Below are 17500 nucleotides of genomic sequence, written 5' to 3'. Positions count from 1 at the left end.
CTGGCGCCTTCGCCGTCGGCGTGCTGTGCTGGAGATGGCGGGAAGGACCCGGGACAGACGCGGGGAAGCGGCTGGCGGCCGCGCACCGCGCAATCAGGATCCGCGAGAAGCGGATGGGGCCCTTCCCGCTTCGTCGTCCCGACCGCCTCGGCGGTCCCGGCCTTGCCGGAGACCGCGCGATCGGGGAGCCCCGTGGGCTACTCGCGCCAGTCGGCCGTGACCTGGAACCGCCCCTCCCACAGCCGGACGCCCGGGCCGTCCGGCTGCCACCGGCGACAGAACTCCTGCAAGGCCGCACACCTGGCGAGCATGGCCCTTTGGCGGACCGGTCAGCAGGGTACCGCCCCGCCGTACGCGTCGAAGAACGGCCCGAGGCAGTCCACTTGGCCCGGGTGGTGCGTCCGTACGACCCATTCGCACCAGGCGAGGTCCTCCACCGGCTCGCCGAGGTGGGCGAACTCCCAGTCGACCACGGCGGCGACCTGGAGGGTGACCGGATCGAGCAGGACGTTGTGCGGCCCGAAATCCCCGTGCACGAGCACCGGGCCGGTGCCTCTTCCGTCGTCCAGGATCTCCCGAGGCGCGGCGTGGATCCGGCGCAGCACCGTGCCGCACGCCCGGAGGGCCGCGTCGGCGTGGCCGGAGTCCATCAGCTCCTGTCCGTGCAGACCGGGACGAAGCCGAGCGTGAGGGTGCGTGCGGTCGTCCGCAGGACCGGCGGCACCGGGATTCGGCCCCGCAGCCGGGTCAGCGGGGTGCGTTCCCGGGTGAGCCGGAGGGCGGCGTCCGGGCCGTCGTAGGTCTTGTCCACCCTCGCTCCGTCACCGACGGTGCGGTTGGTGTAGCCGTGCTTCAGACGGCGCACTGTCCCGGCTCCCGCGAGGTGTCCACAGGTGCTCCCGCCACGCCCCGGCCGGGCGACGAGGCCACTGCGACGTCATCCTAGGCGCGAACGCACCCTGGGCATCCGGTTTTGGCACGGTCTCGGGGCGACGGGCCTTGGCGGTGGCCGGCGGTGGCCGGCCGACCGTCCCCCGGCGGGCGGACCGACGGGGGCGGTGCTGTACTTGAGGCACCGTCTCACCCATCTGGAGGGCGCCATGTGCCCTTCCCGTCCTCCTGACGCGCGGGCCTGGCGCGACCAGTCCTGGCAGCCCCGTCCACGACGCCCGCGGGATCCCCGCCGCCCGGGACGCCTCAAGCATCCCTGGATCACCGCCCTCGCGGTCGTGCTGGGTCTGCTGCTCGGTCTGGGCGGCCTCGGCTCGCTCCTGGAGGACGGCCGGGAGCCCACTTCCGGCTCTTCGACGCCCACCGAGACCTCCACCCGGCCGCCAGCACGGTCGCCGGCTCCCCCGTCTTCACCACCGTCTTCTCCACCGCGCGACGACACGGCCACACCGGCCGGGAAGCCGTCGCCGACACCGCCGCCGAGCGTGGTGGTCGTCGGCGTGGTCGACGGCGACACCCTCGACGTGCGCGGCGACGGCCGGATCCTGCCGAAGGACAGGGTCGCCCGGGTACGGCTCCTGGAGGTCGACACACCGGAGAAGGGCGCCTGTTTCGCCGACGAGGCCACCGCCCGCACCACCGCCCTGCTGCCGCCGGGCAGCCGCGTCCGCGTCCAGCGCGACGTCGAGCTGATGGACCGCTACGACCGTCACCTGCTGTACGTGTGGACCGAGGACGGCACGTTCCTCAACGAGTCCCTGGTGCGCAGCGGTCACGCCGAGGCGGTCCTCTTCCCGCCCAACGACAAGCACTGGACCGCGATTGCCGGCGCCGAGGACGCCGCCCGGCAGGCCGGTGCCGGTCTGTTGAGCGCCTGCCCGGAGACGCCGCCGCAGACCCCGGCCGCACCCGGCCCCGCGGACCCGGCCGCACCCGACCCCGCAGATTCGGCCGCGTCGCCCGACGCCGGTCTCCCGGACGGGCCTCCGGCCGGCGTCCCGGACGTGGACTGCTCGGACCTGCCCGGTCCCGTCCGGGTCGGCCCCGACGACCCGCACCGGCTCGACCGGGACGGCGACGGAATCGGCTGCGACGCCAACTGAACGGACCGGCGGGGCACCCGTGACGAGCGCCCCGCCGGTGGCGGGTCCGGGCCGGTTCAGCGGGTGAGCAGGCCCCGTCGGCCCACCAGGGCGAGTGCCGCGACCAGCAGGACGAGCGCCGCCGTCTGGCCCAGCGCGCCGCCGAGGAACGCGGCGGGGACCGGCACGTCGAGCCACGGGTACAGCGCGGCGACACGCGCCGCGAGGATCAGCAGGCCGAGGACCGCGAGGGCGACGGTCCCGCAGGCCGTGCCCTCGTCCCGGCGGCGGACCCGCCACAGCAGCCAGCCGACGGCGCCGACGACGAAGCCGGTGGTCGGCGCCCACACCGCGTCGGCCGCCGCGGGCAGCAGTACGACCGAGCCGCCCATCACCACGCAGCAGGCCAGGAAGAGCAGCCCCGGAGCGCCACCGGGGAGGGCGGCCGGGGGCGCGTCTCGGTGGTAGCCCGCGCACACGGCGAGCGCCGAGAGCCAGGCGAGCAGTGCGCAGGCGACGGCGTACGCGGGGTCCGGCGGGAACGAGGTGTCCACCAGCGGCGCGAGGAGCGGCCAGAGGGTGGGCAGCGCGGCCGCCAGGGCGGACAGCCGGGCCAGGCGGCGACGGTCGTGCAGCAGGGCGAAGAGTCCGGCCGTCCACAGCAGGGGCAAAATCCAGGTGACGGCCGTGACGACGCCGGTGACCGGCCCGTGACCGGTGAAGCTCGCGGTGAACATCTCCCAGCGGGTGGCGCCGCCGGTCGACGCCCAGGTCAGTTCCAGGACGCGGCCGACGACCGCGGAGGCCGCCTGGAGCAGCACGCCGAACAGCGCGAAGAGCCGTACGGCGGAGCCGAGTCGGACGTACGGGCGGGGCGCGCCGGCGGTGGCCAGCCGGCTGCGCACCGCGAGGGCGGCGACGCTCGCCACTTCGCCCAGGGTGGGCCTGCTCTGGTCCTGGGTCTCCTGGTCGGTGTCCCCCAGGTACGTCTCGACCATCTCCTCCTCCCGGGCCCGGCCGTAGTAGGCGGGCAGCAGGCGGAGCACCGTGCGGTAGCGCGCCTCGAGCAGCGTCGTCATGCGAGACCTCCGGCGAGTCCGGGACCGGCGCCGGGCCTGGTCGGCTGGGCGGGCCCGGCGGGATCGGCGGCAGTGGCGTCGGCGGAGGCGGGGCGGCCCTCGGCGATGCGTTCCCTGGCCGCGTCGGCCCCGGCCGCCATCCGCGTGGCCTCCGCGTCCAGGGCCCGGACACCCTCGTCGGTGAGGCGGTAGTAGCGCCGGAGCCTGCCCTGCCGCACCTCTTCGCGGTCCAGGACGATCAGTCCGTCCGCGGTGAGCCGGTCGAGCACGCCGTACAGGGTGCCGACGCGCAACTGCACCGTGCCGCCGGACAGTTCCTCGACTTCACGCAGGATCCCGTACCCGTGCCTCGGCTGGTCGGCCAGGGCGGTCAGGACGAAGAACGCCGCCTGGGGCATGTTCCTCGTTGCCATGCGGACACGATATCTCGGGAGCCGATATATTTCGGGCACCGACACGCCCGGGTCCGGGCACGCCGTGGGCCCTCCGCGTGACGCTCACGCGGAGGGCCCACCTCGTCCTCGCGGTTGTCTCGGCCGGGTCAGACCTCCAGCTCGTTCTCGATCCTGCGGAGCTGGTGGCGGGCCATCGCCAGGTTGGCGCGGCCGCCGTCCAGGACCAGGTAGAGGAAGAGCCCGTTGCCACCGCGGCCCTTGAGCAGGCGGATCAGGTGGTACTGGCTGTTCAGCGTGATGAGGATGTCCTCGATCTCCTCCTGCAGCCCGAGGAGTTCCATCGTGCGCAGCTTGGCCCGCACGACGTCGGTGTTGCCGGCGGCGGCGACTTCCAGGTTGAAGTCCTTGCTGCCGCCCAGGGTGCCGAGGGCCATGCCGCTCGTGTAGTCGACGAGTGCGGCGGCGGTGGCTCCGTCGATGGAGCTCAGGCACTCCTTCAGCGAGGTCTCCAGGTTGGCCATGCGAGGGATTCCTTCCGTCGGTGGTGGGTCGGAGCGGATGTCCGGGTCGGTCCGGGCGTCCGTGGTCGGGGCGGGAGCGGGGCTCAGCCGCCGGGCTGGATGCGCGGCTGGTGGGCGGGCCGCTGCGGGGTGCGGACCGGGAGGGTGCCGATGGGGCGTCCGGGGTCCGCGGGCGCCGCCACGGGGTGGGGAGGGGCCGGGGCGGGGTGGTCGGCAGGCGCCGTCGAGGAGCGGCCGGGAGGAGCCGGCGCCGGAGGGTCGGGGGGTGCGGGGGCCGTGTGGCCGGCGGGCGCCGGGCGGTCGGCGTGGCGGCCGCTGCCGGGGCCGATGCGGGCGGCCACCAGCTCCGCGATCCTCGCGCCGCCGCGCCGGCCCTCCAGGTGCAGACGGCCCACGTTGACGCGGTCGCCGGCCAGGAGGGTGAGGACGGCGGTCGGGCCGGCCGCGTACGTGGCGACGTACCCCAGGGACCCGCGCACGAGCAGTTCGCGGAACTCGCCGCGTGCGGCGGCGTCCGCCATGCGGTGCGCGACGCCGAGTGCCGCGGCGGTGAGCGCCGCCAGTCCCTCCGGTTCGGCCTCGGGCACGTCGTGGGCGAGGACGAGCCCGTCGACGGTGGCCGCGAGCGATCCCGTCAGCTGGGGGACGCGGGTGCGCAACCGACGCAGTTCGTCCAGGACGTCGGTCTGGACGGCCATGAGCAGTCTCCTTTCGGCACGCTGTCGTCGCGCGCGGATCACAGTGCCTCCAAGGCGTGCAGGAGCCGGCGCAGCAGGGCGGTGTCGGGCTCGTCCGGCGGCGGCGCCGCGGGCCGCTCCCGGGGCTGCGGCTCGGGGATGACCAGTCCGTCGGCGGCGAGGCGGCGCAGCTCGACGAGGGTGTGGAAGGTGCGGCAGGCGAGGTGCGCGGCGATCTGCGCGGCGGTGCGGACGCCGTCGACCTGGGCCAGCGTCCTGCGGCGACGCGCGGGCAGGCCCGCGGGGTCGGCGCCGGGCGCGCGGGCGAGGGGCGCGGTGTCGACGGCGGGCTCGGGCCAGATGCGCCCCAGCAGGGCCCGGCGGCGCCGCGACTCGCGCAGCACCGTGTCGGCCGGTACGGGACGGACCGCGCCGAGCCAGTGCGCGGCGCCTCGCCGGAAGCGCACGGCCGGTGCGTCGTGGGCGAGGGCGAAGTACGCCGCGTCGAACAGAGCGCCCAGGTGGGCCAGTTCGAGCGCGCCGGCGCTGAGGTGGCCGCTGTCCACCAGGTGCCGGCCGACCCGGTTCCGGGCGCCCGCCCGGTCGACCGCGTCCCGCCAGCCGTCCGGGGCGAGAGCGCCGCCGCCGATGAGCAGGGTGCCCAGGTCGGGGGTGAAGGCGGACTCGACGTGGACCACGTGCCCGTCCGAGAGGTAGACGATCCCCGATCCGGTCGAGAGGGCGCCGGTGGCGCGTTCGGCGGCGAGGCCGGCGAGTAAGGCGGAGGCCGACTGGTCCGTGCGGGACGCGGTGGTCATCCGAGCACCAGACGGTCCGCCATCTCGGCCAGCCGGATGCGGGCCAGCGCCAGGTTGCCGTCGCGTCGGTCGAGCCACAGGTGCAGGAAGACGGTGCTGTCGAACGGCGTGGAGACGAATCGCAGCACGTGGTAGGAGTCCGTGTTCGTCAGGATCAGGTCCTGCACGGGCGGCTCCTTGCCGGAGGGTGCGGCCTCGTCGCGTCCGGCGGGGGCCAGGGCGCCGCTCTCGGCGGCCAGGCGGGCCAGTTCGGCGGTCTCCGCCGCCGTCGCCTCGATGTCGCCGCCCGGTGCGTCGCCGACCGCGCCCAGGGGCAGACCGCTGATCCAGTCCACCACCGAAGCACCCCGCGCACCGGGCAGGCGCATGGCCTCCAGCAGACTCTCGTCGATTCCGGGCACGCCGGATCCCCTCCCTGAACGGCCGTACCGCGAACGTGAGAACGAGACTACGGAACGTGCTCACCGCAGGTGGGGGGTTTGGCATTTTCCCGTGGAATGTGCACGGAAAGGGATGGTGATCCGCTAGCCTGCCCCGCCGCGCACGAGCAGGGCCCGCCCCGATGCGGATGGTGGGCGGGCCCTGCTCGCGCACCATTGTGGTGAGCGTCCGCCGCCCGGACCACGGGTGAAGACCCCCCGTCTCGCGTGCGCCGAGCACACCCCGCGCGCTCCCGGCGGTCCGGGCCACATGCCTCCGCCCGGTGGGGGTACGCGGAGCGCATGACTGACGGCAAGACCCCGGAACCGCACGAGACGACCAACGCGGCGGAGAACGCCGAGGAGGAGCGGGCGGCCGCCCGTCCCTTCAGCTATCCGCATCCCGAGCGCCGCGCGGGCGTGCGCGCCACCCGGCACATCAGCCGGGAACAGGCCGACGCGGAGAGCGTCCCCGGTGTGCCCGGCGGCTACGGCAGCACGGGCGGCGGCCAGGCGGGCGGGCGCAGCACGCCCCGTCCCGGCGAGGACACGACCGATGAGTCGGGCGTGACCGACATCGTGTCGGGACGGGAGCCGCACCCCGACCGGGGAGGTGACGAGAGGTAGGCGCGTACCGGACGGCGGCCGGCACCGGGGCAAACCCCGCGTGACCGCCGCCGGCCTGCGGCGACGATACTGGCATGCGCACGTGCCCCCACCCCTAGATGGACTCATGCCGACCTCCCCCACCGTCCGCCCCGCGACTCCCGCCACGGTGTGGCTGGCTCGCGGCCGCCACGTCGGTCCCGCCGCCGAGGACGTCCTGCGGCGTTCACTCCACCGGCTCAAGGACAGCCGAACCATCGACGACTTCCGCGAAGCGCCCGCCTCCGGGGGCGAGTCCCCGGTTCGGGTCTTCGAGGCCCGTTGGCGGGTCCCCGATCGGGTGACAGTACGCGCCCGGCTGAGCCTGGTGCCCGGCTCGGGTGACACGAGCGAGTGGACGCTGGTGGCGGAGGCCGAGCAGCCCTGGAACCAGGCCTGGCCCTCCCCGGCCGTCAAGTTCTGGCCGGGCGAACCGGACACCGCCTGGGACCGCGACACCGACACGGGACTGCCGCTCGGCGGGATCAGCCGGCTCCCCCAGGACGACAAGGCCGTTCGCCGTCTGCTGCGCAACGCCGCGCGCGGCGCGTGGGCCGTCCACGTGGTCGTCCACGAGGCCATGACCACCGACGAGCGCGGGCAGGTGCCGCTGACCCGGTGGCTCCCGCCCGGCCTGCGGCACCGCGTGGTGGAGCACCGTGCGACTCCGCAGCAGCTGAGGGTCGTGAACTGGGCCCTGCGGGACCACGGTGTGGAGGTGCCGCGCGGCGGTGCCGTGGTGCTGCCGGGCAGCCCGGTGCCGCCCGGCTACGACGCCGCGGACTTCTCCGTGCGCGCCGTCTTCCTGGACGGGTCGGAGCCGGCCGACCTCACCGCTGCGGTGACGCGGTTCGCCGCACTGCCCAGGCCGCTGCCGGACGGCGCGGAGGAGGCCCTCACCGCGCTGCGGGAGGAGTGGCAGTTGCTCACCCTGGAGGAGGAACTCGCCCGTCAACGCGAGCTCGTGGCCATGTACGCCGAGGCGCTGGAGGCCATGACCCGCTCCCGGGACCTGTACCGCGAGGCGGCCGAGCGCGCCCACGAGGCCCTGGCCGTCTACCGCGAGACCGCCGAGGCCGTCCCCGCCCAGGCCCGCCCGTCCGGGATGCCGGGCGCGTCTCCCTTCCAGCAGCTGACGAGGACACTGGAACGACTGAAGGGCACCGCCAAGGTGCTGCGGCCCACAGCTCCCGCGGACGGCGCGGACACCTCCCGAGGCACGGAGACGGCAGGCGAGGGCGCGGACACGGACACCGGGGCGGAGCCGGCCAGGTCCGAGCGGTAGGCCGCTCCCGCCCACCGCGCGCTCCCGGCGCGTTCGCCCGCCACCGGGCGGACGTGTACTTGTCCGGTCCTGGACGCCATACCGCCGCCGTAATCGGGAATCCAGGTAGGGACGCGTGTGTCACGGCACGCGGGAGGAGGTCCTCCGTGGAGGCGACCACAGCGGTGATCACCGTGGCCGCGGTCCTCGCGGCCGTCGTACTCGCCCTCGCCGTCGGTGTCCTGGTGCGGCTGGTGCGGACCCGCCGTGCCCTGCGGCGCGCGGGCCTGCCCACCGGGCCGCGCTGGGTGTTCTGGGGCGCCGTGCTGTATCTCGTGCTGCCCACCGATCTGGTGCCCGATCCGGTGTACCTCGACGACGTCGGCGTCCTCCTCCTCGCGCTGCGCTCCGTCCGCGGCTCCCTCGGCGAGCGGGACCCCAGAGCGACTCGGCGGCCGGACGGCGTGGCCGCGCGCTGAGTCCGAAAAACGCACGCAGCGCGACGGCAGCGGAATCTCAGCCCCCGCATTGACTACGGACCGTAAGGAAACCAACCACCCGTTCGATTCGTATAAGTCTCTGGAAGCCGAAGCGAGCCGGCGGACCGGGCGAGGGCGCTCTGGGCCGCCGCTCGGTCGGCGCAGCACCGACGAGGGAGAGACGATGCAACCGTTCGCGCTCAACTACGCACGCCCAGCAGCGCAGTTGGAAGCGGCCACTCCGTACGTGTACGACGCCGGGCTGCAGTTGAACGTCCTTCGCGACGGCCGGGTGGCCGCCTGCGACCACGCGCTGCTGAGAGAACTGGGGACGACGACGTCCACGGCGGGTTCGAAGACGCACTTCGACGACTGACCGCGGACCGTCGACGATGACCGTACTGATCCTCACCTCCGAGGAGGACGTGACCGCGGACATGGTGGTCGTGCACCTGAACGCGTCGGGCGTTCCGGTCGTGCGCCTCGATCCCGCAGACCTGACCGGCGGGGTCTCGCTGTCCGGCGAGTACGTCCACGGCTCCTTCCGGGGCCATCTGTCCGCGGGCGGCCGCCTGGTGAGCATCGGCGGGCTGCGGTCCGTCTGGGTGCGCCGGCCGGGCACTCCGGCCGGCCGGGCCGCCCAGCCGTCCGCGTGGCTGACCGAGGAGGCCTCCCAGGCGCTCTACGGCATGCTGCGCGGCTCGGACGCGCGCTGGATGAACCATCCCGACGCGGCTCGCCGGGCCCGCCACAAGCCGTGGCAGCTGCGCCTCGCCCAGCGCCGCGGTCTGCCGGTGCCCGCCACGCTGATCACCACCTTCCCGCGGGCGGCGCGGGAGTTCGCGGAACGCTACCCGGATCTGGTGGTCAAGCCGGTCTCGGGCGCGCACCCGCAGGATCCGCCGCGGGCGGTGCCGACCAGCCGGGTCGCGCCGGACGCAGACTTCTCCGCCGTGGCGTTCGGGCCGACGCTGCTGCAGCGGCGGATCGCCAAGCGGGCCGACATCCGGCTCACCGCCGTGGGCGACCGACTACTGGCGGCCCGCAAGGCGGCCTCGCCGGACGCCGACGCCGACGAGGTCGACGTGCGGTTCGCCGCGCCGGGCCTGCCCTGGCAGCCCGTCGACGTCCCGCCGCGCACCGCCGAGGCCGTTCGCGCCTACCTCCGTGACGCCGAACTGGCATACGGCGCCTTCGACTTCGTCGAGGACGCCGACGGGACCTGGTGGTTTCTTGAGTGCAACCAGTCGGGACAGTTCGGCTTCGTAGAGGTGGAGACGGGGCAGCCCATCGCGCGCACCATCGCCGAGTGGCTGGCGCTGCCCGCCACCGGGGAGGAGGGGACGGCCCACCTCAACGGAAGGAACTCGGCGGTCTCCTGAGGACCGCGAGCCGCCGCTGCCGCGCTCAGTGCGGGAGTTGCCCCGGCAGCAGGGCGGAGCGCTGCCAGCCCGCCCCTGGATTGTGCGGCCGGTCGAGGCCCGGTGCGTGGCCGGGAGACTGCAGAGGCCGCATGACCAGCTCCAGTTCCCTGCTCACGCGTTCGGCCTCCCGGCGAACCTGTGCGGGCACATCGCCGCACTCCGCGATGAGTCGGTCGTAGATGGGGGAATCCTGGAACACCCGTCAACGTGCCTTTCTGCTCGTCGGCCTCCGCACGGAGGCACGACTGCGAGTCTAGGCGCCCGGCAGCCCGGGGGTGCGAGTTCCCCCGTCGCCCTTGACGTCGGGCGGGTGCCCGGGGCCGGGACGAAACGGGCGACGGCGCGCGGCGGTCAGGCGCCGGTCGTGGAGCCGGGGCGGACGATCATCAGGACGGTGACGGTCGCCCACAGCAGGTTGAACACCCCAGTGAACATGGCGAGTTGGGCGGTGTGCGCCCGCTCGACGGGCTTCTGTCCGTTCAGTTGGCCGAGGAGTTCCTCCTGACGGGGCAGGACGAAGGCGATCAGCACGCCTGCGGCCGCGGCGGTCAGGGCGATGGAGGTGACGAGCCATCCGCTGCCCAGGACGTCCATCGCGGCAGCGGTGGCGAAACCGAACAGGGGCACCGTCAGTCCGATGCCGGCGTAGACGCGGCAGATGCGGTGCAGCAGCGCCACCGTGCCGACCGCCGTCGGATCGGGTCCCTCCTCGGCGGCGGGTCCCGCCTCGGCTCTGGGTACCGCCTCGGCCTTGGGTGCCGCGCGGCGCACCGCCGGCGGGAACATGCTGGCCGCGACGGTGACGGGGCCGACGGCGACGATGGCGGCCAGGACGTGCAGGGACAGCAGGAGCTTGGTCACCGGGATCCTTTCCGTGAGGTGATCAGCGGTGCCTCACGTTAGGCAGCCGGGACGCGTCCGCCCATGGGCTGGAACGACAGCTTGCAACGGGTTCCCGCCAACAGGACCGACCAGCATGGCTCTTCGACCGACCGGCACCGACCGGGTCGGCCGTCTGGCGGGAACCCACCTATCGTGGCCGCCATGCACTCCGTGGCGATCCTGGCTCTCGACGATGTGGTGCCCTTCGACATGGCGGCGCCCATGCAGGTGTTCGACTGGACGCGGCTGCCGGACGGTCGGCATCCGTACCGGGTGCGCCTGTGCGCCGAGTCGGCGGAGGTGCGGGCGGACGGTGGTTTCGGCCTGCGGGTCGAGCGGGGGCTGCGGGCGCTGGCCGACGCGGACACGATCATCGTGCCGGGGCGTTCCCCGCACGCCGGACCGCCCTCGGCGCGCGCGCTGGAGGCCCTGCGGCAGGCGGCCCGGGCGGGCACCCGGATCGCGTCGGTGTGCGTGGGGGCGTTCGTGCTGGCGGAGGCCGGACTGCTGGACGGGCTGCGCGCCACCACCCACTGGGTGGCCGCCGACGACCTGGCCCGCCGTTATCCGCGCATCGAGGTGCAGCCGGACGTGCTGTACGTCGACAACGGGCAGATCCTCACCTCGGCCGGTGCCGCCGCCGCACTGGACATGTGCCTGCACATGATCCGGCGGGACCTGGGGTCGGCGGTCGCCGCGAACACGGCGCGGATGTCGGTCATGCCACTGGAACGCGAGGGCGGGCAGGCACAGTTCATCGTGCACCGACACCCGCCGGTGCCACGGGGCTCCGCGCTGGAAGCACTGCTGGAGTGGATCGAGGACAACCTGGCGGGCGAGATCACGCTGGGGGCGATGGCGGCGCGCGCCGGGATGAGCGAGCGCACCTTCAGCCGCCGTTTCCGCGAGCAGACCGGCACGACACCGTTGCAGTGGCTGCTGCGGGCGCGTGTGCGACGCGCCCAGTACCTGCTGGAGAACAGCGACCACTGCGTCGAACGGATCGCGCGCCAGGCGGGGTTCGGGTCACCCACGGCGTTCCGTGAACGGTTCCGCAAGGTGGTCGGCACCACACCGCACGCCTACCGCACGGCGTTCCACGGAAAGGCGACTGCCTCGGCGGCCCCTTCACAGGCCGCCGAGGCAGCGCCCGGTCCGCGCCCGGGCGCGCGGGGTGTCACACGGCCAGCGACAGGCCGTTCTCCCCTTCCGGGTCCGCGGTCTCGGTCCGCCCCTTGCTGAGCAGCAGAGCGTCCGCCTTGGCGATCGCGTCGTGGATGCTGGACGTCGCGAACATCACGCACAGCGTGTAGCTGACGTCCTCCAGCTCGCGCGCGGCCGCCGGCGTGTGCCTCTCCGCCTGAGCGATCCGCAGCGACGCGTACCGCGTCAGCATTTTTCTGACGACCTTCGGGTCCGGTACGAGCACGTAGCGCCCCTCTCTCGATTTTCGCTGCGTATGCCCGAACCAGGCAGAAACATTCACACCTTTCTCTCACGTGGGCGGAAACGGCGAGAATGTGTCGTCGCCGACCGGCCGTCAGGCGACCTGTCCGCTGTGCAGCGCCGCGTACGCCCCGCCCCGGCGCAGCAGCTCCTCGTGCGTGCCGATCTCCTGGATCCGCCCGTCGCCCATCACCACGATCCGGTCCGCGCCCCGCACGGTGGACAGCCGGTGCGCCACGACGAACGTGGTGCGTCCGCGCAGCAGCCGGGCGAGCGCCTGCTGGACGAGCGCCTCCGACCGGGTGTCGAGCGCCGAGGTCGCCTCGTCCAGGACCAGCACCCTGGGGTCCCTGATCAGGGCACGGGCGATGGCGAGGCGCTGCCGCTGCCCGCCGGACAGCCGGGCGCCGCGCTCCCCGACGAGGGTGTCGAGGCCCTGCGGCAGCCCGTCGACGAACTCGAGCGCGTTGGCGTCCCGCAGCGCCGCGCGCACCGTCTCCTCGTCGGCGTCGTCCATGCCGTAGGCGACGTTCTCGCGCACGGTGCCGTCGAAGAGGATCGACTCCTGCGGCACGACCGACAGGAACCGCCGGTAGGTGCGCAGGTCGAGGGTGTCCATGTCGGTGCCGTCGAGCAGGATCCGGCCCGAGGTGGGGCGGATGAAGCCGATGACCAGGTTGAGCACCGTGGACTTGCCGGCCCCGGAAGCCCCCACGAGCGCGATGGTCTCCCCCGGTGTCACCTCGAGGGTGAAGTCGCTGATGGCCCGGCGTCCGTCGGTCTCGTAGGCGTAGTCGACGCTCTGGAAGGTGACGGCGCCGCGCAGCGCGCTGAGTTCGGCCTTGCCCTCGTTGTCCTCCAGTTCGGGCGCCTGGAGCACCTCGCCGACCGAGCGGACGGACTCCAGCCCCTTGGTGATGACCGGAGCCAGCCCTGCCAATGTTGTCGTGGAGTTGGTGAGGGTGGTCAGGAAGGCGCTGAGCATCACGACGTCGCCGGGGGTTACGCCCCAGACGCCGTAGTACGAGACGAGGGCGGCGCCCGCCAGGACCAGTACGCCGATCACGTTGAGCACGACCCACGCCAGCGAGCCGAACCGGCCGTTGACCAGGTCCAGGCGCAGCCCGGAGGTCAGCAGCCGGTTCAGGGTGCCGTTCATGCGGCGCAGCGCCTTGCCCTCCAGGCCGTGGGCGCGGGTGACCGGAATGAGCCGCGTCATCTCCGTCACGCGGGACGACAGGGTCTCCACCTCGTGGCGGAAGTGCTCGTTGTGGGTGCGCAGCCGGGACCGCAGCCGCGCCACGAGGAGGGCGGCGGCGGGTACGACGACGAGGAAGACGGGCAGGAACTCGGGGGTGCGCACGGCGATGATGACGAGGCCGCCGGTGAGCACGGTGAGCGCGCCGAGCCCGTTCTCGGCGGTCTGCTGCACCATCTGTTCCACGGTCTCCACGTCCCGGACGACCTTGGCCTGGAGCACACCGGCGCTCACGCGCGAGTGGTAGCCGATGGACAGCTGCTGCATCCGCGTGCACAGCGCGGAGCGCAGGGCCGTGCCCATACGGCGGACGCTGCCGTACAGGAGCCGGACGTACAGGACGTGCAGCGGATAGTTGATCGCCAGGATGAACAGGATGACCCCGGTGCTGGTCCAGAGTCTGACGACCGGCTGGTGCTGGACGACGGTGTCGATGATGGACGCGGTGATCAGCGGCAGCAGCCAGATGGGGCTGTGCTTCACCGTGAAGACGGCGACGGCCGCGGCCAGGCGGCCACGGTCGGCGCGGAACAGGTACGCGAGCGTGCGGGCCGGGTGCTCGCCCCGGTAGCGGTGGTCGAGCGGTCTTTCCAACGGCGACGCCATCGGCGGTGTCCTCCCCTGGTGCCGAACGGATGGCAAGCGCTTTCTACTTCCCTTGCGGGCGTGGAGTACACCAGACGGTCACGGGCGTCCTCGGGGGCGTCCGCGACCTGAGACGACGGCCGGCGGTCCGGACGACCGGGCGGGACGGGCACGGTGGCTGACGACCGGACCGGAGCCCCCGGGGCGGCCGATGCCCGGCGCCGGGTCCCGGGGGCTCGGGCGGGTCGGATTACCGGGCCGACTGCCAGGAGCTTGACGACGGGCCGGGGCCTGACGACCGGCCAGGGGGCTGACGACCGGCCGGGGGCCGACCGCCCGCGCCGCGGCCGGGGGGAGGCCGCAGCGCGGGCGGGTTCAGGGGCAGCGGTTCCGGATCTCCGGTACAGCGGAATCCAGGGGCATCGAATCCAGGGCGACGGACTCAGGTTCCGGTGCAACGGATTCCAGGGCGGCGGATGCCCGGCTTCGGACTCAGGCGGCGTCCAACTCCGCCAGTTCCCCGTCCGTCAGGACGAGGTCGGTGGCGGCGAGCGAGTCCCGTATGGTCTCCGGCCGGCTCGCGCCCGGGATCGGGATGACGACCGGCGACTTGGCGAGCATCCACGCCAGGCACACCCGCTGCGGGCTCACCCCGCGCGTCTCGGCGATACGGGCGAACGGGGCGTGCGCCGAGCCGAGTTCACCGGCCCGGGAGATGCCGCCGAGCGGGCTCCAGGGCAGGAAGGCGATGCCGAGTTCGTCGCACAGGCGCAGTTCCGGCTCGCTGGAGCGAAACGCCGGGGAGAACTGGTTCTGGACGGAGACGAGCCGGCCGCCGAGGATGTCGTTGGCCTGCCGGATCTGCTGCGGGTCGGCGTTGGAGATCCCGGCCATGCGGATCTTCCCCTCGTCCAGCAGGTCGCGGATCGCGCCGACGGACTCCTCGTACGGCACCCGGGGATCGGGGCGGTGGAACTGGTACAGCCCGATGGCCTCCACGCCGAGCCGGCGCAGGGACGCCTCGCAGGCCTCCTTGAGGTGCCGGGGGCTGCCGTCCAGCGTCCAACTGCCGTCGCCCGGGCGCAGATGGCCGCCCTTGGTGGCGACCAGGACGTCGGCGCCCCGGTCGTGGGAGGCGAGGGCCTTGGCGATCAGGGTCTCGTTGTGGCCGACCTCGTCGGCGTCACGGTGGTAGGCGTCCGCGGTGTCGATCAGGGTCACGCCGGCGTCGAGAGCGGCGTGGAGGGTGGCGAGGGAACGGGCCTCGTCCGGTCGTCCCTCGATGGACATGGGCATCGCGCCCAGACCGATCGCGCTGACGTCGACGTCACCGATGCGGCGGGTGTGCATGTGCTCGTGACCTCTTCCGGCTGTTGTTTCGGCTGTCGCGCGGCACCGCTGGTGGCCGGCGCACGGACCGCGATCACGGCGGCACCGGCGCACTCCAGACTGGCCGCAGAGGGACCGGAGGTCCAATAGAAGAAGGAGAACGCATTCAGCACTGGGGGAGCTGAATCGGGCCGGGCGGGGGCGGTGGTCGTGACGGTCGGCCCGCCGGACACGCGTCTCCTCCCGGGCGGGGCGAACGCCGTGGTCGGGCCCCGTCGGCTGGTTTCGGGAGCTCGCTAGGGTGTCATCAACGTTGTGCTGGAAAAACATCCGAGGGTACAGGGGGACAGCAGTGGGCGCCGCACGCATGAGCAGCACGCCGTTGCCGGGGATCGGCGTCCGGTACGACCTGACCACGCGGGAGCAGCGCCGCCTGTCGGTGGTCGCTCACCGGGACGGTTCCCGGACGCTGAACGCGTACCAGGAGGACGATCCGGACGCCTGCGCCCTGTCGGTACGACTGACCGAAGGCGAGTCGTCGGCCCTCATCGACGCGCTGATGCCGGCCCACCACAGCCCGAGCCTGCTGTCGACGACCGAGTTGGGGCTGGTGGCCGAGCGGATCGAACTGTCCTCGACGTCGCACTGGAACGGGCGGCAGTTGGGCGACACGCGGATGCGCACGGAGACCGGTGTGTCGATCGTGGCGGTGCTGCGCCGCGCGGAGGCCATTCCGTCCCCCGGGCCGGGGTTCCGGTTGGCCGGCGGGGATGTGCTGATCGTGATCGGGACACGTGAGGGTGTGGATGCGGCGGCGGCGATCCTCGGGCGGGAGTGAGGGCGATCCCGTCCGTTCCGCCCGGGCCTCGTGGCCCGACCCGCCCGGCCCGCGGCACTGCCGCCCCCTCAGCGGCTGCCCCAGCGCCTGCCCGCAGGCGCCTGGGCGCCGGGGCTCAGCCGATCACGCGCGCGGCCTCCAAGGGCTCGGTCGTCTGCGGGGCGTCGAGCTGCTTGTTCCGGGAGCGGCGGGGCATGCGGCGGGCGAGGGGCTCGGTCCAGCGGGCGGCGAGGGGGCCGAGGATGACCAGGATGAGGACGTACGCGGTGGCCAGCGGGCCGATGCGCGGTTCGACGCCGACGGCGAGACCGGCGATGACGATCGAGAACTCGCCGCGGGCCACCAGGGTTCCGCCCGCCCGCCAGCGGCCCTTGACCGAGATGCCGGCGCGCCGCGCGGCCCAGTAGCCGGTGGCGATCTTGGTGAGGGTGGTGACGACGGCCAGCGCCAGGGCCGGAGCGAGGACCGGCGGGATGTCGGCCGGGTTGGTGTTGAGGCCGAAGAAGACGAAGAAGACGGCGGCGAACAGGTCCCGCAGCGGGGTCAGCAGGTTGCTGGCGCCCTCGGCGACCTCGCCCGACAGCGCGATGCCCACCAGGAACGCCCCGACGGCCGCTGAGACCTGGAGCTGCTGGGCGACACCGGCGACGAGGAGGGTGACGCCGAGAACGACCAGCAGGAGCATCTCGGCGTTGTCGGAGGAGACCGCGCGGCTGACCAGTCGGCCGTGGCGCAGCGCCACGTACAGGACCGCGCCGACGGTGCCGAGGGAGATCAGCAGGGTGACGGCGCCGCCCGCCAGGCTCACCCCGGCCAGCAGGGCGGTGAGGATCGGCAGGTAGACGGCCATGGCCAGGTCCTCCATGACCAGCACGCCGAGTACGACCGGGGTCTCCCGGTTGCCGAGACGGCGCAGGTCGCCGAGTACCTTCGCGATCACGCCGGAGGAGGAGATCCACGTGACGCCGGCCATGGCGACGGCGGCCACCGGCCCCCAGCCGAGCAGCAGCGCCAGGGCGGCGCCGGGGACCGCGTTGAGGACGAAGTCGACCGCGCCGGACGGGTATTGGGTCTTGAGGGTGGTGACGAGTTCGGACGCGCTGTACTCCAGACCGAGCAGGAGCAGCAGGAGGATGACGCCGATCTCGGCGCCTGTGGCGATGAACTCCTCGCTGGCCTGCAGGGGCAGGATGCCGCCATGCCCGAAGGCGAGTCCGGCCAGGAGGTACAGGGGGATGGGCGAGAAGCCCACCCGCCCGGCGAGCCGTCCCAGCAGCCCCAGGCCGAGAATGATCGCCCCGAGTTCGATGAGCATGGCGGTGGTGTCGTGCACGGGCGTCTGACCTCCGTTGATCGGTTCGGTGGCGGCGTCTGTGCCTCTGCGGGTGCCCGCGGTCCGCTCGGGTAC

Annotated in this window: 22 protein-coding genes; 8 read left to right on the top strand and 14 right to left on the bottom strand. The window is 73.5% G+C overall.

Annotation, left to right across the window (positions count from 1 at the left end; all coding sequences use genetic code 11):
• Positions 1–329: 329 nt before the first annotated feature.
• Both ACFPZJ_RS33195 and ACFPZJ_RS33190 read right to left on the bottom strand, forming a co-directional pair.
• Positions 330–650: a phosphotransferase gene (locus ACFPZJ_RS33195; protein WP_381029503.1), complete on the bottom strand. Its 321-nt coding sequence runs from the start codon at positions 648–650 to the stop codon at positions 330–332.
• Positions 650–865, bottom strand: a complete 216-nt coding sequence (locus ACFPZJ_RS33190; protein ID WP_381029500.1) for a hypothetical protein — start codon at positions 863–865, stop codon at positions 650–652. The genes ACFPZJ_RS33195 and ACFPZJ_RS33190 overlap by 1 nt, the downstream gene beginning before the upstream one ends.
• Positions 866–1067: 202 nt before the next feature.
• On the opposite strand from ACFPZJ_RS33190, the gene ACFPZJ_RS33185 reads away from it, so the two are divergent.
• The gene (locus tag ACFPZJ_RS33185) at positions 1068–2054 is read left to right on the top strand and encodes a thermonuclease family protein (protein ID WP_381029498.1); all 987 of its coding nucleotides are present in this window, start codon (positions 1068–1070) and stop codon (positions 2052–2054) included.
• Positions 2055–2110: 56 nt separating this feature from the next.
• On the opposite strand, the gene ACFPZJ_RS33180 is transcribed toward ACFPZJ_RS33185, so the two are convergent.
• From ACFPZJ_RS33180 to ACFPZJ_RS33155, 6 genes are all read right to left on the bottom strand, one after another.
• Positions 2111–3112: a hypothetical protein gene (locus ACFPZJ_RS33180; RefSeq protein ID WP_381029495.1), complete on the bottom strand. Its 1002-nt coding sequence runs from the start codon at positions 3110–3112 to the stop codon at positions 2111–2113.
• A complete protein-coding gene (locus tag ACFPZJ_RS33175; protein ID WP_381029597.1) occupies positions 3109–3510 on the bottom strand; it encodes a PadR family transcriptional regulator in 402 nt (133 codons plus the stop codon). Before ACFPZJ_RS33175 ends, ACFPZJ_RS33180 begins: the two co-directional genes overlap by 4 nt.
• A gap of 143 nt (positions 3511–3653) precedes the next feature.
• Complete coding sequence (locus ACFPZJ_RS33170) at positions 3654–4028, bottom strand: roadblock/LC7 domain-containing protein (protein WP_381029493.1); 375 nt, start codon at positions 4026–4028, stop codon at positions 3654–3656.
• An 83-nt stretch (positions 4029–4111) separates the two neighbouring features.
• Positions 4112–4726: a roadblock/LC7 domain-containing protein gene (locus ACFPZJ_RS33165; protein ID WP_381029490.1), complete on the bottom strand. Its 615-nt coding sequence runs from the start codon at positions 4724–4726 to the stop codon at positions 4112–4114.
• Between the two features lie 38 nt (positions 4727–4764).
• Positions 4765–5523 (bottom strand): hypothetical protein, encoded by a 759-nt coding sequence (locus ACFPZJ_RS33160; RefSeq protein WP_381029487.1) that lies wholly within the window; start codon positions 5521–5523, stop codon positions 4765–4767.
• Positions 5520–5924: a hypothetical protein gene (locus ACFPZJ_RS33155; protein ID WP_381029486.1), complete on the bottom strand. Its 405-nt coding sequence runs from the start codon at positions 5922–5924 to the stop codon at positions 5520–5522. The genes ACFPZJ_RS33160 and ACFPZJ_RS33155 overlap by 4 nt, the downstream gene beginning before the upstream one ends.
• A gap of 321 nt (positions 5925–6245) precedes the next feature.
• Between ACFPZJ_RS33155 and ACFPZJ_RS33150 the strand changes: the two genes are divergently transcribed.
• The 5 genes from ACFPZJ_RS33150 to tgmB all read left to right on the top strand — a co-directional run bounded on the left by ACFPZJ_RS33150 (position 6246) and on the right by tgmB (position 9712).
• Positions 6246–6569, top strand: coding sequence for a hypothetical protein (locus ACFPZJ_RS33150; protein WP_381029483.1), 324 nt, complete (start codon positions 6246–6248; stop codon positions 6567–6569).
• 106 nt (positions 6570–6675) lie between these two features.
• On the top strand, positions 6676–7872 hold the full coding sequence (locus ACFPZJ_RS33145) for a hypothetical protein (protein WP_381029481.1): 1197 nt from the start codon (positions 6676–6678) through the stop codon (positions 7870–7872).
• 146 nt (positions 7873–8018) lie between these two features.
• Positions 8019–8330, top strand: coding sequence for a YkvA family protein (locus tag ACFPZJ_RS33140; RefSeq protein ID WP_381029478.1), 312 nt, complete (start codon positions 8019–8021; stop codon positions 8328–8330).
• Between the two features lie 184 nt (positions 8331–8514).
• Entirely contained in the window at positions 8515–8706 is a 192-nt protein-coding gene (gene tgmA, locus ACFPZJ_RS33135) for a putative ATP-grasp-modified RiPP (protein WP_381029475.1), read from the top strand.
• Between the two features lie 16 nt (positions 8707–8722).
• Positions 8723–9712: an ATP-grasp ribosomal peptide maturase gene (gene tgmB / locus ACFPZJ_RS33130; protein ID WP_381029474.1), complete on the top strand. Its 990-nt coding sequence runs from the start codon at positions 8723–8725 to the stop codon at positions 9710–9712.
• Positions 9713–9737: 25 nt separating this feature from the next.
• On the opposite strand, the gene ACFPZJ_RS33125 is transcribed toward tgmB, so the two are convergent.
• Positions 9738–9953 carry a hypothetical protein gene (locus ACFPZJ_RS33125; RefSeq protein WP_381029471.1) on the bottom strand — a complete coding sequence of 72 codons (216 nt, stop codon included), beginning with the start codon at positions 9951–9953 and terminating at the stop codon, positions 9738–9740.
• Between the two features lie 152 nt (positions 9954–10105).
• Positions 10106–10615 carry a hypothetical protein gene (locus tag ACFPZJ_RS33120; protein ID WP_381029470.1) on the bottom strand — a complete coding sequence of 170 codons (510 nt, stop codon included), beginning with the start codon at positions 10613–10615 and terminating at the stop codon, positions 10106–10108.
• Positions 10616–10798: 183 nt separating this feature from the next.
• Here ACFPZJ_RS33120 and ACFPZJ_RS33115 point away from each other — a divergent pair, with 183 nt between their 5' ends.
• A complete protein-coding gene (locus ACFPZJ_RS33115) occupies positions 10799–11878 on the top strand; it encodes a GlxA family transcriptional regulator (protein WP_381029467.1) in 1080 nt (359 codons plus the stop codon).
• Here ACFPZJ_RS33115 and ACFPZJ_RS33110 read toward each other — a convergent pair.
• The 3 genes from ACFPZJ_RS33110 to ACFPZJ_RS33100 all read right to left on the bottom strand — a co-directional run bounded on the left by ACFPZJ_RS33110 (position 11814) and on the right by ACFPZJ_RS33100 (position 15275).
• Positions 11814–12065, bottom strand: coding sequence for a DUF5133 domain-containing protein (locus tag ACFPZJ_RS33110; RefSeq protein WP_381029464.1), 252 nt, complete (start codon positions 12063–12065; stop codon positions 11814–11816). The genes ACFPZJ_RS33115 and ACFPZJ_RS33110 overlap by 65 nt on opposite strands.
• A gap of 111 nt (positions 12066–12176) precedes the next feature.
• Complete coding sequence (locus ACFPZJ_RS33105) at positions 12177–13946, bottom strand: ABC transporter ATP-binding protein (RefSeq protein ID WP_381029462.1); 1770 nt, start codon at positions 13944–13946, stop codon at positions 12177–12179.
• 471 nt (positions 13947–14417) lie between these two features.
• Complete coding sequence (locus ACFPZJ_RS33100) at positions 14418–15275, bottom strand: aldo/keto reductase (RefSeq protein WP_381029459.1); 858 nt, start codon at positions 15273–15275, stop codon at positions 14418–14420.
• Between the two features lie 346 nt (positions 15276–15621).
• Here ACFPZJ_RS33100 and ACFPZJ_RS33095 point away from each other — a divergent pair, with 346 nt between their 5' ends.
• The gene (locus ACFPZJ_RS33095; RefSeq protein WP_381029456.1) at positions 15622–16092 is read left to right on the top strand and encodes a cation:proton antiporter regulatory subunit; all 471 of its coding nucleotides are present in this window, start codon (positions 15622–15624) and stop codon (positions 16090–16092) included.
• A gap of 115 nt (positions 16093–16207) precedes the next feature.
• Here ACFPZJ_RS33095 and ACFPZJ_RS33090 read toward each other — a convergent pair whose 3' ends face one another.
• The gene (locus ACFPZJ_RS33090) at positions 16208–17425 is read right to left on the bottom strand and encodes a cation:proton antiporter (RefSeq protein ID WP_381029453.1); all 1218 of its coding nucleotides are present in this window, start codon (positions 17423–17425) and stop codon (positions 16208–16210) included.
• Positions 17426–17500 lie beyond the last annotated feature (75 nt).

The sequence above is a fragment of the Streptomyces bullii genome (assembly GCF_042657145.1).
Classification (GTDB): Bacteria; Actinomycetota; Actinomycetes; order Streptomycetales; family Streptomycetaceae; genus Streptomyces; species Streptomyces bullii.
This window is presented reverse-complemented; position numbering and strand designations above follow the sequence as displayed.